Genomic DNA, 16,626 nt, shown 5'->3' with positions numbered 1-16,626 from the left:
ATCCTTTGCCACTCAACCCTGAGGTGCAAAGTGTTAAAAAAAGTTCTCCCCCTGCTGGCGCTGTTCGCGCTGCCTGCTTTTGCCAAACCCGTCCTGACGGTCTACACCTACGACTCCTTCTCTGCCGACTGGGGCCCTGGCCCGGTCGTCAAAAAAGCCTTTGAAGCCGACTGCAACTGCGAGCTGAAGTTCGTGGCGCTGGAAGATGGCGTTTCGCTGCTCAACCGCCTGCGCATGGAAGGGAAAAATAGCAAAGCCGACGTGGTGCTCGGGCTGGATAACAACCTGCTGGAAGCCGCCTCGCAAACCAAACTCTTTGCCAAAAGCGGCGTCGCGGCAGAGGCCGTTAACGTGCCGGGCGGCTGGAAGAACGACACCTTTGTGCCGTTCGACTACGGCTACTTTGCTTTCGTCTACGATAAAAATAAGCTGAAAAACCCGCCAAAAAGCCTGAAAGAGCTGGTGGAAAGCGATCAGAAGTGGCGCGTAATTTACGAAGATCCACGGACCAGCACGCCGGGCCTGGGCCTGCTGCTGTGGATGCAGAAAGTCTACGGCGATAAGGCGCCGGAAGCGTGGCAGAAGCTGGCCGCCAAAACCGTCACCGTGACCAAAGGCTGGAGCGAAGCCTATGGCCTGTTCCTGAAAGGCGAAAGCGATCTGGTGCTGAGCTACACCACCTCCCCGGCCTACCACATTATCGCCGAGAAGAAAGACAACTATGCTGCGGCTGATTTTGCGGAAGGGCACTATCTGCAGGTGGAAGTGGCCGCGCGTACCGCCGCCAGCAAACAGCCGGAACTGGCCGAGAAGTTCCTGAAGTTTATGGTTTCACCGGCATTCCAGAATGCCATTCCAGCGGGCAACTGGATGTATCCGATCACCAGCGTTGCGCTGCCCACTGGTTTTGAGCAGCTGACCAAGCCGAAAACCTCGCTGGAGTTTACGCCGCAGCAGGTCGCCGCGCAGCGTGCCGCATGGGTAAGTGAATGGCAACGCGCCGTCAGCCGTTAATTCCCGGCTGGTTACTCCCCGGATTGCTCGCCGCCGTCGTGATGGTGGCGGTCAGTCTGGGAGCCTTTCTTGCGCTGTGGTTTAACGCACCGGAGAGCGACCTGCTCGCCCTCTGGCACGACAGCTACCTCTGGCACGTTATCCGGTTCTCCTTCTGGCAGGCGTCTCTTTCTGCCCTGCTGTCGGCGATCCCGGCTATTTTTCTTGCTCGCGCGCTCTATCGGCGGCGTTTCCCCGGCAGGCAGGCCCTGCTGCGCCTGTGCGCCATGACGCTGATCCTGCCCGTGCTGGTTGCGGTATTTGGTATTCTGAGCGTTTACGGTCGTCAGGGCTGGCTGGCCTCGCTGTTCGGCCAGCTTGGTATTGAGTGGTCATTCTCGCCTTACGGACTGCAGGGCATTCTACTGGCGCACGTGTTTTTCAATATGCCGATGGCAACGCGCCTCTTTTTGCAGGCGCTGGAGAACATTCCCGGCGAGCAGCGGCAGATTGCCGCCCAGCTCGGCATGCGCGGCTGGTCGTTCTTCCGTTTTGTCGAATGGCCGTGGCTGCGCCGCCAGCTCCCGCCCGTGGCGGCATTAATCTTTATGCTCTGCTTTGCCAGCTTTGCCACCGTGCTGTCACTTGGCGGCGGGCCGCAGGCCACCACCATTGAGCTGGCGATTTACCAGGCGCTGAGTTACGACTACGATCCCGGTCGCGCCGCGCTGCTGGCGATAGTCCAGATGGCGTGCTGTCTGGTGCTGGTGCTGTTGAGCCAGCGGCTGAGTAAAGCCATTCCCGCAGGTAGTCATCAAATAACCGGCTGGCGCGATCCGCAGGACAGCCTGCACAGCCGCATCAGCGATGTTATCCTGATCGCGCTGGCGCTGCTGCTGCTGCTGCCGCCGCTGCTGGCCGTTATCGTTGACGGCCTGAACCTCAATCTTATGTCCGTCCTACAACAGCCCGTTCTCTGGCAGGCGACCTGGACCTCGGTACGCATAGCGCTGGCTGCCGGACTGCTGTGCGTTATGCTGACCATGATGCTGCTGTGGAGCAGCCGTGAGCTCTACGCCCGCCAGGCGCAAAAAGCCGGACAAATGCTGGAGCTGACGGGCATGCTGATCCTGGCGATGCCGGGCATCGTGCTGGCAACGGGCTTCTTTTTACTGTTTAACAGCACCTTCGGCCTGCCGGAAAGGGCCGATGGCATTGTGATTTTCACCAACGCCTTAATGGCCATCCCCTACGCGCTCAAGGTGCTGGAAAACCCGATGCGCGACGTCAACAGCCGCTACGGTTTACTGTGTCAGTCGCTGGGCATGCAGGGCTGGCAGCGGCTGAAGGTAGTCGAACTGCGCGCGCTAAAACGCCCGCTGGCGCAGGCGCTGGCCTTTGCCTGCGTGCTCTCTATTGGAGACTTTGGCGTCGTGGCGCTGTTCGGCAATGACGATTTCCGCACGCTGCCTTACTGGCTTTATCAGCAAATTGGCTCTTACCGCAGTCAGGATGGCGCGGTTACCGCGCTGTTACTGCTGCTGCTGTGCTTTGCCTTATTTACCGTTATCGAAAAACTCCCGGGGCGTGATGTTAAAACTGACTGATGTAACCTGGCTCTATCAGCATCTGCCGATGCGCTTCACGCTCTCCGTTCAGCAGGGCGAGCGGATTGCGGTGCTTGGCCCAAGCGGTGCCGGGAAAAGCACCTTGCTCAATTTGATCGCCGGCTTTCTGCAACCTGCCAGCGGGTCGATAGCCATCGATAATCGTGATTTCACCAACGCCCCTCCGGCTAAACGTCCTGTGTCGATGCTGTTTCAGGAAAATAACCTCTTCACCCATCTGACGGTGCGGCAAAACATCGCGCTGGGAATGCATCCGGGGCTCAGGCTGAACGATGCCCAACGCGAAAAACTTGAAGTGATTGCCGGACAGATGGGGATCACCGAATTTATCGACAGGCTGCCGGGCGAGCTCTCCGGCGGCCAGCGTCAGCGCGTGGCGCTGGCGCGTTGTCTGGTGCGCGAGCAGCCGCTTCTGCTGCTGGATGAGCCCTTCTCGGCGCTCGATCCCGCGCTGCGTCAGGAGATGCTCGCCCTGGTGCAGGAGGTCTGCCAGCGCCAGCAGCTGACGATGCTGATGGTTTCGCACAGTATTGAGGATGCAGCACGGATTGCGCCGAGATCGGTGGTCGTTGCCGAAGGGCGGATTGCATGGGATGGGAAGACGGAAGAGCTGCTCAGTGGTCAAGCGGGGGCGTCTTCACTGTTGGGCATTCGTGCGGTCTGATGCCCTCACCCTTGCCCTCTCCCACTGGGAGAGGGCAATAGTCCTTAACGACTGACCACTTTTAACAAAATCTCACCGTACACCGGCATCAGCGGGTGACGAATCAGCGCGACCAGGGCTACCGCAGCCACACCCAGCGTCAGCGGAGCCAGCCAGAGCAGGCGAGTACGCGGGAGGTAGCGCGTCAGGCGATCGACACTGGCTTTCGCGCTGCGCCACAGTCGCCAGCAGAGCCAGACCGCCAGCCACAGCAGCAGCGCCGTGCCCAGCAGCAACCACTTAAACTCACCGCTTTGCATCCCGTCAGGAATATCTATCGCCGCCCCTGCGAGGATCCCCGGCAGGAAGTAGAACGGCGGCCAGAAGACGCAGCCGATAATGTTCGGCACCACGAATTTCGCGACGGGCAGATCCAGCATCCCGGCCACCATCGGCACCAGCGGACGCGTTGGCCCGACAAAGCGCCCGACGAGGATAGTAAACATGCTGTGCTGATGCAGCGCATGCTCGGTTTTATCCAGCAAGGCTTTGTTCTTTTTCATGAACGACCAGCGGTGCAGCGGCTTTTTAAAGCGCCAGCCCAGCCAGAAGGAGATCCAGTCGCCAAGCAGGCAGCCGATAATCCCGGCCAGCCACGCCTGCCAGAAATTAACCTCGCCGCTGCCAATCAGCGCACCAAGCCCTGCCATCATTACGGTGCCGGGCAGGATTAACCCGACGAGCGCCAGTGATTCCAGAAACGCCACCAGCGCCACGGCGATGAGCGAGTACATAACGGACTGGGTAATAAAGTGTTCCAGCAATGCCTGCATAACTATTCCGGTCAGAAAACGAATCAGCGATTCTGCTTAGCGCCCCGCACCGCGTCAAGGCAACAATTGTCTGAATAGTTTACAGGTTGCTTCCCGCATTCACCTGCTTGTTTATCTTTTTTTACCGTTTATTCACATCCCGCGCGGAATTCACTCGGGCTGGCACCGGTGCATTTTTTAAATACCCGGGAGAAATAGAGCTGGTCCTCAAAGCCCACGTTGCGCCCCACGGTGGCGATGGGCATCCGGGTGGTGCTGAGCAGCAGCTTCGCCTGGCTGATGCGCTGATCCTCGCGCCAGCTCAGTACGCTGACGCCCAGCTGCTGGCGGAACAGATGCGACAGCCGCGACGGCGACAGGCAGACGTGCTGAGCAACGCTGGCGATATCAAACTGGCTATCGGCCAGGTGGTCGCTGATGTACTGGCAGGCGTCGCGCACGCGGTTATCCAGCGGCGGGTTAAGCGACTCGTTAATCGCCTCCATCCGCCGCAGCAGCAGCTGTTCAAGGAGGTTTATCGCCAGCAGTTCGGCATAGCGACCACCGGCCTGCCCCGCCTCGATAATCTGGGCAAAAAGCTCGCGAAACTGCGCAAGATGAACCTCGTCCGGGCGATAAAAACCGGTGTGCGCAAAAATTGCTGGCCAGGAAAGCCACTCCTGCCAGTAGGCGCGCGGACGGAAGTAAACCCACTGGTGATACCACTCTTTGGCATCCGGATGACGGCCATAGTGGTGGATCTCCCCCGGCGGGAACAGCAGGATATCCCCTGGGCGGCAGACAAACTGCTGGTCACCGTTCTTGATGATTCCTTCCCCTCGCACGGTGAGGTTGAGGATATACCCTTTCATCCCAAGCGGTCGGTCGACGTAAAAATCGAGATATCCCTCAGCCTCGATAGGGGTCAGTCCCGCCACAAGGTGCGCGTTAAACGAGTATCCCGGCAGCAGGGGATCGTTTTGCGTTTCGGCCATAGATTCAGTTCTCCCAAGGGTCCTGAAGGAAACCAATTGTCCATATCACTAAAAGCAGCTTAAAAATGGCCCGCGTAAAGATCTAAAAAGCATCACGCCGCTTTTACGTGCGCCATGTTTCAGCCTTTCCCCCTGATTTCTTCGCCAGAGCAAGCAGATAACCAGTAACAAAAGTGTCTATAAGTGCGGCAGAAATGTCCACATTGAATATTTGCACGGCGTCACACTTTCCGTTGTAACAGCAATTTAGTCCATAAGATTAGCGGATCCTGCCTGACGACTTTTTCCCCCAGTCTCTAATGTTCTTCCATACCTGTTTTTTCGATGGAGCAACACCATGGCAATTGCGATTGGCCTCGATTTTGGCAGCGATTCGGTTCGCGCGCTGGCAGTGGACTGTACGTCCGGCCAGGAGATAGCAACCAGCGTTGAGTGGTACCCGCGCTGGCAAGAGGGGCGCTACTGTGATGCGCCGAACAACCAGTTCCGCCACCACCCGCGTGACTATATCGAGTCGATGGAAGCGGCGATCAAAACCGTCCTGGCCGAACTGACTGACGCCCAGCGAGCTGAGATTGTGGGGATTGGCGTCGACAGCACCGGCTCCACGCCAGCCCCTGTGGATGCCGAAGGACGCGTGCTGGCGCTGCGCCCGGAGTTTGCCGACAACCCGAACGCCATGTTCGTGCTGTGGAAAGACCACACCGCCGTGGAAGAGGCCGAAGCCATTACGCGCTTATGCCATCAGCCCGGCAAAACAGACTACTCGCGCTACATCGGCGGGATTTACTCCAGCGAATGGTTCTGGGCCAAGATCCTCCACGTCACCCGTGCCGACGACTCCGTTGCGCAAGCTGCCGCGTCATGGGTTGAGCTGTGCGACTGGGTGCCTGCCCTGCTCTCCGGCACCACCCGCCCGCAGGATATCCGCCGCGGTCGCTGCAGCGCCGGGCATAAATCCCTGTGGCATGAAAGCTGGGGCGGCCTGCCTCCGGCAGCCTTCTTCGATGAACTCGACCCGATTATCAACAAGAGCCTGACATACCCGCTGTTTACCGACACCTTCACCGCCGATGTTCCCGTCGGCACCCTCTGCGAAGAGTGGGCGACGCGCCTCGGCCTGCCGCGAAACGTGGCGATCTCCGGCGGCGCCTTTGACTGCCATATGGGCGCCGTGGGCGCGGGCGCACAGCCAAACACGCTGGTCAAAGTCATCGGGACTTCCACCTGCGACATCCTGACGGCGGATAAAGCCACCGTCGGCGACCGCGCGGTAAAAGGCATCTGCGGGCAGGTTGACGGCAGCGTGGTGCCGGACTTCATCGGCCTGGAAGCCGGTCAGTCCGCGTTTGGTGATATCTACGCCTGGTTTGGCCGCGTGCTGGGCTGGCCGCTAGACCAGCTGGCGGCGGCGCATCCTGAACTGAAAACACAGATAGCCGAGAGCAAAAAGCAGCTCCTGCCGCAGCTCACCGAAGCCTGGGCAAAAAATCCGTCTCTCGATCACCTCCCGGTGGTGCTGGACTGGTTTAACGGCCGTCGTACGCCGTTCGCCAACCAGCGTCTGAAAGGGGTGATCGCGGATCTCAACCTGGCAACCGACGCGCCTGCGCTGTTCGGCGGCCTGATTGCCGCAACGGCCTTCGGCGCCCGCGCGATTATGGAGTGCTTCACCGGGCAGGGCATCGACGTGAATAACGTGATGGCGCTGGGCGGTATTGCCCGTAAAAACCCGGTGATCATGCAGGCCTGCTGCGACGTGCTGAACCGTCCGCTGCAGATTGTGGCCTCCGATCAGTGCTGCGCGCTGGGCGCGGCGATTTTCGCCGCCGTGGCCGCAGGGGTCCATGCGGATATCCCGACCGCGCAGCAGCATATGGCGAGCGCCGTCGAAAATACGCTCCAGCCGCGTGCCCAGCAGGCACAACGCTTTGAACAGCTTTATCAGCGCTACCAGCAATGGGCAAAAAGCGCCGAACTTCACTATCTCCCTGTCGCCGCCCCGGCCAAAAGCGCCGCGGACACTACGGCAACCCTGACCCATTAAGGACACGATGATGACCATTTTTAATAACTATGAAGTGTGGTTTGTGATTGGCAGCCAGCATCTGTACGGACCGGAAGCGCTGCAGCAGGTGACAAAACACGCGGAACACGTCGTTAACGCGCTGAATGCGGAAGCCAAGCTGCCGTGCAAACTGGTGCTGAAACCCCTGGGCACAACGCCGGACGAAATCACTCACATCTGCCGCGACGCCAACTACGACGATAAATGCGCCGGTCTGGTGGTGTGGCTGCACACCTTCTCCCCCGCAAAAATGTGGATCAACGGCCTGTCTATCCTCAACAAACCGCTGCTGCAGTTCCACACCCAGTTCAACGCCTCCCTGCCGTGGGACAGCATCGACATGGACTTTATGAACCTGAACCAGACCGCGCACGGCGGCCGCGAGTTCGGCTTCATCGGCGCGCGTATGCGTCAGCAGCATGCGGTGGTCACCGGCCACTGGCAGGATGGCAAAGCGCAACAACGTATCGGCTCCTGGATGCGCCAGGCGGTCTCTAAGCAGGATACCCGCCACCTGAAAGTGGTGCGTTTCGGCGACAACATGCGTGAAGTGGCGGTCACCGACGGCGACAAAGTGGCCGCGCAGATCAAGTTCGGCTTCTCCGTGAATACCTGGGCCGTGGGCGACCTGGTGCAGGTGGTGAATGAAATCAGCGATGGCGACGTGAGCGCGCTGGTGGACGAATACGAAAGCAGCTACCGCCTGACGCCTGCGGCACAAATCAACGGCGACAAGCGCCAGAACGTGCTGGACGCGGCGCGCATCGAGCTGGGCATGAAGCGCTTCCTGGAACAGGGCGGTTTCCACGCCTTTACCACCACCTTTGAAGATCTCCACGGTCTGAAACAACTGCCGGGTCTGGCAGTACAACGCCTGATGCAGCAGGGCTACGGCTTTGCGGGCGAAGGCGACTGGAAAACTGCCGCTCTGCTTCGCATCATGAAGGTGATGTCGACCGGTCTGCAGGGCGGCACCTCCTTTATGGAGGACTACACCTACCACTTCGAAAACGGCAACGATCTGGTGCTCGGCTCACACATGCTGGAAGTCTGCCCTTCCATCGCGGTAGAGGAAAAACCGATCCTGGACGTGCAGTACCTCGGTATTGGCGGTAAAGCCGATCCGGCGCGTCTGATCTTCAACACCCGCACGGGCCCGGCCATCAACGCCAGCCTGATCGATCTCGGCGATCGTTTCCGCCTGCTGGTGAACTGCGTCGATGCGGTTGAAACCCCACATTCTCTACCGAAACTGCCGGTCGCCAACGCCCTGTGGAAAGCACAGCCGGATCTGCCGACCGCTTCAGAAGCCTGGATCCTCGCAGGTGGCGCGCATCACACCGTCTTCAGCCACGCGCTGGATCTGAACGACATGCGTCAGTTTGCCGAGCTGCACGATATCGAGCTGACCGTGATTGATAACGATACCCGCCTGCCCGCCTTTAAGGACGCGCTGCGCTGGAATGAAGTCTATTACGGTTCAAAACGCTAAAGCACGGAATGCCCGGTGGCGCCGCGTTTACCGGGCCTACGATCCTGTAGGCCGGATAAGCGAAGCGCCATCCGGCACTGGAGACAACAATGTTAGAAGAGCTCAAACGCCAGGTGCTCGAAGCCAACCTGGCGCTGCCGAAACATAATCTGGTGACCCTGACCTGGGGCAACGTCAGCGCCGTTGACCGCGAAAAAGGCGTGTTCGTGATCAAGCCTTCCGGCGTCGATTACTCGGTAATGACCGCAGACGATATGGTCGTTGTCAGCATCGAAACGGGTGAAGTAGTGGAAGGGAACAAAAAGCCCTCCTCCGATACGCCAACCCACCGCCTGCTGTACCGCTCATTCCCGACCATCGGCGGTATCGTGCATACCCATTCGCGCCACGCCACCATCTGGGCGCAGGCGGGCCAGTCCATCCCGGCGACCGGCACCACCCACGCGGATTACTTTTACGGCACTATTCCCTGCACGCGTCTGATGACCGATGCAGAAATCAACGGCGAGTATGAGTGGGAAACCGGCAACGTGATCGTTGAAACCTTCGAAAAACGGGGAATCGACGCGGCGCAAATGCCCGGCGTGCTGGTGCACTCCCACGGCCCGTTTGCCTGGGGGAAAAACGCAGAAGACGCGGTGCATAACGCCATCGTGCTCGAAGAGATCGCCTATATGGGGATCTTCTGTCGCCAGCTGGCGCCGCAGCTGCCGGATATGCAGCAAACCCTGCTGGATAAGCATTACCTGCGCAAGCACGGCGCGAAGGCCTACTACGGGCAGTAAACTGTATATAAACCCAGCATTAAAATCTTAACCAGGCTATAATCAGGCCTGGTTTTGTTTTCTGGGATAACGGCGTGGCGCAGGCGCAAGAAGGCTTTTTACTGACCCGACACTGGCGGGATACCCCTCAGGGCACCGAGGTCGCGTTCTGGCTGGCGACGGACAACGGTCCGCTGCACGTTACGCTCCCCCCGCAGGAATCCGTGGCTTTTATTCCGGAAGCGCACGTCGAAAAAGTGAAAGAGCTGCTGCGCGGCGAAAACGGCTGGCGCATCACTCCGCTTGAGCTAAAAGATTTCCACCGTCAGCCGGTTTACGGCCTCTACTGTCGCGCCCATCGTCAGCTGATGCGCTATGAAAAACTGCTGCGCGAAGCAGACGTGACGCTCTACGAAGCGGATATCCGCCCACCGGAACGCTTTCTGATGGAGCGGTTTATTACCGCGCCCGTCTGGGTGGACGGCACCGCGCATAACGGCAGCCTCGTTAATGCGCGGCTGAAGCCGAACCCGCACTACCGCCCGCCGCTGAAGTGGGTATCACTGGATATCGAAACCACCCGCCACGGCGAACTGTACTGCATCGGTCTGGAAGGCTGCGGCGATCGGGTTGTCTATATGCTCGGGCCGCCGAATGGTAATGCCTCCGCGCTGGATTTCCGGCTTGAGTACGTCAACAGCCGCCCGCAGCTGCTGGAAAAGCTTAACCAGTGGTTTGCCGACTACGATCCCGACGTCCTGATCGGCTGGAACGTGGTGCAGTTCGACCTGCGCGTGCTGCAAAAGCACGCCGAGCGTTACCGCATTCCGCTGATGCTCGGGCGCGGCAACAGCGAGCTGGAATGGCGCGAGCACGGTTTTAAGAACGGCGTCTTCTTCGCACAGGCGAACGGGCGCCTGATTATCGACGGCATTGAGGCGCTGAAATCCGCCTTCTGGAACTTCTCTTCATTTTCCCTCGAAGCGGTGGCGCAGGAGCTGCTTGGTGAAGGTAAATCCATCGACAACCCCTGGGACAGAATGGACGAGATTGACCGGCGCTTTAACGAAGACAAACCGGCGCTCGCCACCTATAACCTGAAAGACTGCGAGCTGGTCACGCAGATATTCCATAAAACCGAGATTATGCCGTTCCTGCTGGAGCGCGCGACGGTGAACGGCCTGGCAGCTGACAGACACGGCGGTTCCGTGGCGGCTTTCAGCCACCTCTATTTTCCGCGGATGCACCGGGCAGGATACGTCGCCCCCAACCTTGGGGACGTGCCGCCGCAGGCCAGCCCCGGCGGATATGTCATGGACTCCCGGCCAGGATTGTATGACTCCGTTCTGGTGCTGGACTATAAAAGCCTCTACCCGTCGATAATTCGCACCGTCCTGATCGATCCCGTCGGGCTGGTTGAGGGCCTGGCCCAGCCGGATGATGAACACAGCACCGAAGGCTTCCTCGGCGCACGCTTCTCGCGGGAAAAACACTGTCTGCCTGAGATAGTGGGAAACATCTGGCACGGCCGAGATGAGGCCAAGCGCCACGGCAACAAGCCGCTATCGCAGGCGCTGAAAATCATCATGAACGCCTTTTACGGCGTGCTGGGCACCAGCGCCTGCCGCTTCTTTGACCCGCGGCTGGCGTCGTCGATCACCATGCGCGGACACGAGATCATGCGCCAGACTAAAGCGCTGATTGAGTCCCGGGGCTATGACGTCATCTACGGCGACACGGACTCCACCTTTGTATGGCTTAAGGGCACTCATTCAGAAGAAGACGCCGCGCAAATCGGTAAAGGGCTGGTCGCCTTCGTGAACGACTGGTGGCAGGAACATCTGCAGAAAGCGCGCTTAACCAGCGCGCTGGAGCTTGAATTTGAAATCCATTTTGCCCGCTTCTTAATGCCCACCATCCGCGGTACCGATCAGGGCAGCAAGAAGCGCTATGCCGGGCTGATTCAGGAAGGCGACGCGCAGCGGATGGTCTTTAAAGGGCTCGAGACAGTGCGTACCGACTGGACGCCGCTGGCCCAGCAGTTCCAGCAGACGCTTTATCTGCGGGTGTTCCGCAATGAGCCGTATCAGGACTACGTGCGCGAGACGATAGCCAGCCTGATGGCGGGCGAACTTGACGCGCAGCTGGTGTATCGCAAGCGTCTGCGCCGTCCGCTGGCGGAGTACCAGCGTAACGTTCCTCCGCACGTCCGCGCCGCGCGCCTGGCGGATGAAGAAAACGTCCGCCGCGGCCGCGCGCCGCAGTATCAGAATCGGGGGACCATCAAATACGTCTGGACGATTAACGGCCCGGAACCTGTGGATTATCAGCACTCGCCTCTGGATTATGAACACTATTTGACGCGTCAGCTTCAGCCGGTTGCCGACGGAATTTTGCCCTTCATCGACGATGATTTTGCTACACTGGTTACAGGGCAACTTGGCCTATTTTGACGCGTGACGAAATGGCTGCCATCCAGTACCATAGCGCCCTTTCCATTCCCGGACCCATTTTTCGATGACCGTTTTTTCTGACGGTAGTCGAACTATTGCCTGCAATTAAAGATTAGAGCCGAACAACTATGCCTTTTACACTTGGTCAACGCTGGATCAGCGATACAGAAAGCGAACTTGGATTAGGAACCGTCGTAGCAATCGATACGCGTATGGTTACCCTCCTCTTCCCTGCCACCGGTGAAAACCGTCTGTACGCTCGCAATGACTCCCCTGTAACCCGCGTGATGTTTAATCCGGGTGACACCGTGACCAGCCATGACGGCTGGCAGCTCAAGATTGAAGACGTAAAAGAAGAGAATGGACTGCTCGCCTACATCGGGACTCGCCTGGATACCGACGAGTCAAATGTCATCCTGCGTGAAGTGTTGCTCGACAGCAAGCTGGTGTTCAGCAAGCCGCAGGACCGCCTGTTTGCCGGGCAAATCGACCGTATGGATCGCTTCTCCCTGCGCTATCGCGCGCGTAAGTTCCAGAGTGAACAGTACCGCATGCCGTGGAGCGGCCTGCGCGGCCAGCGCACCAGCCTGATCCCCCACCAGCTGAACATCGCCCATGACGTGGGCCGTCGTCACGCGCCGCGCGTGCTGCTGGCAGATGAGGTGGGCCTGGGTAAAACCATTGAAGCGGGCATGATCCTGCATCAACAGCTGCTTTCCGGCGCTGCCGAACGCGTGCTGATTGTGGTGCCAGAAACCCTGCAGCACCAGTGGCTGGTTGAAATGCTGCGCCGCTTTAACCTGCGTTTCTCCCTGTTCGACGACGAACGCTATGCCGAAGCGCAGCATGATGCGGACAACCCTTTTGAAACCGAACAGCTGGTGATCTGTTCCCTGGACTTCGTGCGCCGCAGCAAGCAGCGTCTAGAGCACCTGTGCGATGCCGAGTGGGATTTGATGGTGGTCGACGAAGCGCACCACCTGGTCTGGAGTGAAGACGCGCCGAGCCGCGAATATATGGCTATCGAGCAGCTTGCCGAGCGCGTGCCTGGCGTCCTGCTGCTGACCGCAACGCCGGAACAGCTGGGTCTGGAAAGCCACTTCGCCCGTCTGCGCCTGCTCGATCCAAACCGTTTCCACGACTTCGGGCAGTTTGTGGAAGAACAGAATAACTACCGTCCGGTTGCGGATGCCGTCGCGCTGCTGCTGGCGGGCAAGCGTCTTTCTGATGATGAACTCAACACCCTGAGCGATCTGATTGGCGAGCAGGATATCGAGCCGCTGCTGCAGGCCGCTAACAGCGACAGCGAGAACGCGGAATCCGCGCGTAAAGAACTTATCGACATGCTGATGGATCGCCACGGCACCAGCCGCGTCCTGTTCCGTAACACCCGTAACGGTGTGAAAGGGTTCCCGAAACGCGAGCTGCACACCATCAAGCTGCCGCTGCCGACGCAATATCAGACGGCCATTAAAGTTTCCGGCATTATGGGCGCGCGCAAAACGCAGGAAGAGCGCGCTCGCGACATGCTCTACCCGGAACAAATCTACCAGGAATTTGAAGGCGATACCGGCACCTGGTGGAACTTCGATCCGCGCGTAGAGTGGCTGATGGGCTACCTGACCGCGCACCGTTCCCAGAAGGTGCTGGTGATCTGCGCCAAGGCGGCCACCGCGCTGCAGCTGGAGCAGGTCCTGCGCGAGCGCGAAGGCATTCGCGCCGCCGTGTTCCACGAAGGCATGTCCATCGTTGAACGCGACCGCGCCGCAGCGTGGTTTGCCGAAGAGGACAGCGGCGCTCAGGTTATGCTTTGCTCTGAAATCGGTTCTGAAGGCCGTAACTTCCAGTTCGCCAGCAACCTGGTGATGTTCGATCTGCCGTTTAATCCCGATCTGCTGGAGCAGCGTATCGGCCGTCTGGACCGTATCGGTCAGGCCCATGATATTCAGATCCACGTGCCGTATCTGGAAAAAACGGCCCAGTCCGTGCTGGTGCGCTGGTTCCACGAAGGTCTGGACGCGTTTGAACATACCTGCCCGACGGGCCGCACCATTTACGATCAGGTGCATGGCGATCTGATCGGCTACCTGGCCGCGCCGGAAAACACCGACGGCTTTGACGATCTGATTAAGTCCTGTCGTGAGAAGCACGACGCGCTAAAAGCGCAGCTGGAACAGGGCCGCGACCGCCTGCTTGAGATCCACTCCAACGGCGGTGAAAAAGCGCAGGCGCTTGCCGAAAGTATTGAAGAACAAGATGATGACACCAGTCTGATCAGCTTCTCCATGAACCTGTTCGACATCGTCGGCATCAACCAGGACGACCGCGGCGAGAACCTGATTGTCCTGACCCCGTCCGATCACATGCTGGTTCCGGATTTCCCGGGCTTGCCGGAAGATGGCTGTACCATCACCTTCGAGCGTGATGTGGCGCTGTCCCGCGAAGATGCCCAGTTTATCACCTGGGAACACCCGCTGATCCGTAACGGGCTGGACCTGATCCTCTCCGGCGATACCGGCAGCAGCACCATCTCCCTGTTGAAGAACAAGGCGCTGCCGGTGGGTACCCTGCTGCTAGAGCTGATCTACGTTGTGGAAGCGCAGGCGCCGAAACAGCTTCAGCTCAACCGCTTCCTGCCGCCAACACCTGTCCGCCTGCTGCTGGACAAAAACGGTACGAACCTGGCGGGACAGGTTGAATTCGAGAGCTTCAACCGACAGCTGAGCGCGGTGAACCGCCATACCGGCAGCAAGCTGGTTAACGCGGTCCAGCAGGACGTGCATGCCATTCTCCAGCAGGGTGAAACCCAGATTGAAAAAGCGGCCAGAGCGCTGATTGACGCCGCGCGCAGTGAAGCCGACGAGAAACTGTCTGCAGAGCTGTCGCGTCTGGAGGCGTTGAAGGCCGTGAACCCGAACATCCGTGACGACGAGCTGGCGGCGATTGAAAGCAACCGTCAGCAGGTGCTGGAAAGCCTGGATCAGGCAAGCTGGCGCCTGGATGCCCTGCGTCTTATCGTTGTGACGCATCAGTAAACGGAGCGCAAGATGGTGATGGAGCCGTACAATCCGCCGCAGGATCCCTGGCTGGTCATTCTGTATCAGGATGAACACATTATGGTGGTCAACAAGCCCAGCGGGCTGTTGTCCGTGCCGGGTCGTCTGGACGAGCACAAAGACAGCGTGATGACGCGCATTCAGCGCGATTATCCTCAGGCGGAGTCTGTCCATCGCCTGGACATGGCGACCAGCGGCGTGATTGTGGTGGCGCTGAACAAAGCGGCGGAACGCGAGCTGAAGCGCCAGTTCCGCGAGCGCGAGCCGAAGAAGCAGTATGTCGCCCGCGTCTGGGGTCACCCGGCGCAGGCCGAAGGGCTGGTGGATTTACCGCTGATCTGCGACTGGCCGAACCGGCCAAAGCAGAAGGTGTGTTATGAAAGCGGCAAGGCCGCGCAGACCGAGTATGAAGTGCTTGAGTACGCGCCGGATAATACCGCGCGCGTCCTGCTAAAGCCGATTACCGGACGCTCGCACCAGCTGCGCGTGCATATGCTTGCGCTGGGTCATCCGATTCTGGGCGACAGGTTTTACGCGCCGCCTGAAGCGCTGGCCTTAGCGCCACGTCTGCAGCTGCACGCGCAGACGCTCACCATCACCCATCCGGCCTTCGGTAACGCGATGACGTTTAAAGCCCCGGTGGACTTCTAAGAAAAAGCCCGACATCGTCGGGCTTTTTCTATTTGAAACCTTTCTTCTCTTTAATCAGTTCGTACGCTTTCTGAATTTCCTGCGCTTTTTGCTTTGCCATCTCCATCATTTCTGGCGGTAAGCCTTTCGCGACCAGCTTGTCCGGATGGTGCTCGCTCATAAGCTTACGATAGGCACGTTTGATCGTGGTCTGATCGTCAGAGGGCTTAACGCCAAGCACATTGCAGGCATCTTCCAGCGTTGGACCACGCTGCGCCTGCTGCCAGGCACCGCCGGACGACTGCTGGTGATAGCCACCGCCAAACTGTGCCCCGCCCTGCATCATGCGCAGGAACTGGTCGAACTGCATGCGGGAGATGCCCAGCTCTTCCGCAATGACGTACAGCACGTCACGTTCATTAGGGTGTAGTGAACCGTCCGCGAAGGCCGCCTGGATTTGAATTTCCAGAAACATCCGAATTAAATCAAAACGTCCAAAACAGATGCTGCGGAACTGACGCATTTTTTCGCGAAGCGGATAGTTATCGGATTTCCCGATGCGAAACGCATTTTGCGCTTCCAGACGGGAGTCGCCGTGCAGGTTCATGCGATCCATAAAAACGCTGGCAATCTGAATATCGGCTTCTGTGACACGCCCTTTGGATTTGGTTAAGTGCCCCATGACCTCAAAGGTGGTGGAGAAAAAGAGTGACTGACGCTCGCGCTGATTGGCAAACCAGGCCATTTTGCGGCTGCGCGCCTTATCAAACATATGGCCAATAATAAGCCCCAGCACAATTCCCCAGAACCCGGCACCCATGATGATGGCGAACGCAACGCCGATTATTTTACCCCAATACTGCATATACTCCCCGGATAGTCATATTCCTTGCCGACGCAACGTCATCATCACTGTGTTCAAGTCACGGTCAATTGAAGGACATCGCCTATAATTTGCTTTATCATACTCGTCATTCGATAGCGAGCCTAACACTCTGGCACGCAAACGGGCAGGATTAACGCTGGTACTGCGCAGATGAGTAAGATAGTCTCTGAGCGTTTATAAGCCGTAGCCACTGATGACGGAACAAT

General features: G+C 58.8%; 12 protein-coding genes. 9 read left to right on the top strand and 3 right to left on the bottom strand.

Annotation, left to right across the window (positions count from 1 at the left end):
• Nucleotides 1-30 precede the first annotated feature (30 nt).
• Genes thiB through thiQ form a run of 3 tightly spaced genes read left to right on the top strand, consistent with a single transcriptional unit; the run spans nucleotide 31 to nucleotide 3,285 of the window.
• Complete coding sequence (gene thiB / locus UR504_RS15190) at nucleotides 31-1,014, top strand: thiamine ABC transporter substrate binding subunit (protein WP_302235750.1); 984 nt, start codon at nucleotides 31-33, stop codon at nucleotides 1,012-1,014.
• Entirely contained in the window at nucleotides 990-2,600 is a 1,611-nt protein-coding gene (gene thiP, locus UR504_RS15185; protein WP_302235748.1) for a thiamine/thiamine pyrophosphate ABC transporter permease ThiP, read from the top strand. The genes thiB and thiP overlap by 25 nt, the downstream gene beginning before the upstream one ends.
• A complete protein-coding gene (gene thiQ, locus UR504_RS15180; protein WP_111964055.1) occupies nucleotides 2,584-3,285 on the top strand; it encodes a thiamine ABC transporter ATP-binding protein ThiQ in 702 nt (233 codons plus the stop codon). The genes thiP and thiQ overlap by 17 nt, the downstream gene beginning before the upstream one ends.
• Before the next feature lie 44 nt (nucleotides 3,286-3,329).
• Here the strand turns inward: thiQ and UR504_RS15175 are convergent, their stop codons facing one another.
• Both UR504_RS15175 and araC read right to left on the bottom strand, forming a co-directional pair.
• Nucleotides 3,330-4,097 (bottom strand): DedA family protein, encoded by a 768-nt coding sequence (locus UR504_RS15175; RefSeq protein ID WP_111964056.1) that lies wholly within the window; start codon nucleotides 4,095-4,097, stop codon nucleotides 3,330-3,332.
• A gap of 128 nt (nucleotides 4,098-4,225) precedes the next feature.
• Complete coding sequence (gene araC / locus UR504_RS15170) at nucleotides 4,226-5,071, bottom strand: arabinose operon transcriptional regulator AraC (protein ID WP_023310373.1); 846 nt, start codon at nucleotides 5,069-5,071, stop codon at nucleotides 4,226-4,228.
• 337 nt (nucleotides 5,072-5,408) lie between these two features.
• On the opposite strand from araC, the gene araB reads away from it, so the two are divergent.
• The 6 genes from araB to rluA all read left to right on the top strand — a co-directional run bounded on the left by araB (nucleotide 5,409) and on the right by rluA (nucleotide 15,555).
• On the top strand, nucleotides 5,409-7,118 hold the full coding sequence (gene araB, locus UR504_RS15165; RefSeq protein ID WP_274242011.1) for a ribulokinase: 1,710 nt from the start codon (nucleotides 5,409-5,411) through the stop codon (nucleotides 7,116-7,118).
• A gap of 10 nt (nucleotides 7,119-7,128) precedes the next feature.
• The gene (gene araA, locus UR504_RS15160) at nucleotides 7,129-8,631 is read left to right on the top strand and encodes an L-arabinose isomerase (protein WP_032649842.1); all 1,503 of its coding nucleotides are present in this window, start codon (nucleotides 7,129-7,131) and stop codon (nucleotides 8,629-8,631) included.
• An 89-nt stretch (nucleotides 8,632-8,720) separates the two neighbouring features.
• The gene (gene araD / locus UR504_RS15155) at nucleotides 8,721-9,416 is read left to right on the top strand and encodes an L-ribulose-5-phosphate 4-epimerase (protein ID WP_133293763.1); all 696 of its coding nucleotides are present in this window, start codon (nucleotides 8,721-8,723) and stop codon (nucleotides 9,414-9,416) included.
• A 74-nt stretch (nucleotides 9,417-9,490) separates the two neighbouring features.
• A complete protein-coding gene (polB, locus tag UR504_RS15150; RefSeq protein ID WP_320739861.1) occupies nucleotides 9,491-11,848 on the top strand; it encodes a DNA polymerase II in 2,358 nt (785 codons plus the stop codon).
• Between the two features lie 128 nt (nucleotides 11,849-11,976).
• Nucleotides 11,977-14,883: an RNA polymerase-associated protein RapA gene (gene rapA, locus UR504_RS15145; protein WP_115876456.1), complete on the top strand. Its 2,907-nt coding sequence runs from the start codon at nucleotides 11,977-11,979 to the stop codon at nucleotides 14,881-14,883.
• A 12-nt stretch (nucleotides 14,884-14,895) separates the two neighbouring features.
• On the top strand, nucleotides 14,896-15,555 hold the full coding sequence (rluA, locus tag UR504_RS15140; protein WP_271368858.1) for a bifunctional tRNA pseudouridine(32) synthase/23S rRNA pseudouridine(746) synthase RluA: 660 nt from the start codon (nucleotides 14,896-14,898) through the stop codon (nucleotides 15,553-15,555).
• 28 nt (nucleotides 15,556-15,583) lie between these two features.
• Here rluA and djlA read toward each other — a convergent pair whose 3' ends face one another.
• Complete coding sequence (gene djlA, locus UR504_RS15135) at nucleotides 15,584-16,399, bottom strand: co-chaperone DjlA (RefSeq protein ID WP_008502016.1); 816 nt, start codon at nucleotides 16,397-16,399, stop codon at nucleotides 15,584-15,586.
• Nucleotides 16,400-16,626 lie beyond the last annotated feature (227 nt).

This window comes from Enterobacter sp. 241F3, from assembly GCF_034106785.1.
Classification (GTDB): Bacteria; Pseudomonadota; Gammaproteobacteria; order Enterobacterales; family Enterobacteriaceae; genus Enterobacter; species Enterobacter vonholyi.
The sequence above is the reverse complement of the archived record's forward strand: the minus strand, read 5'-3'. Positions and strand labels throughout refer to the sequence as shown.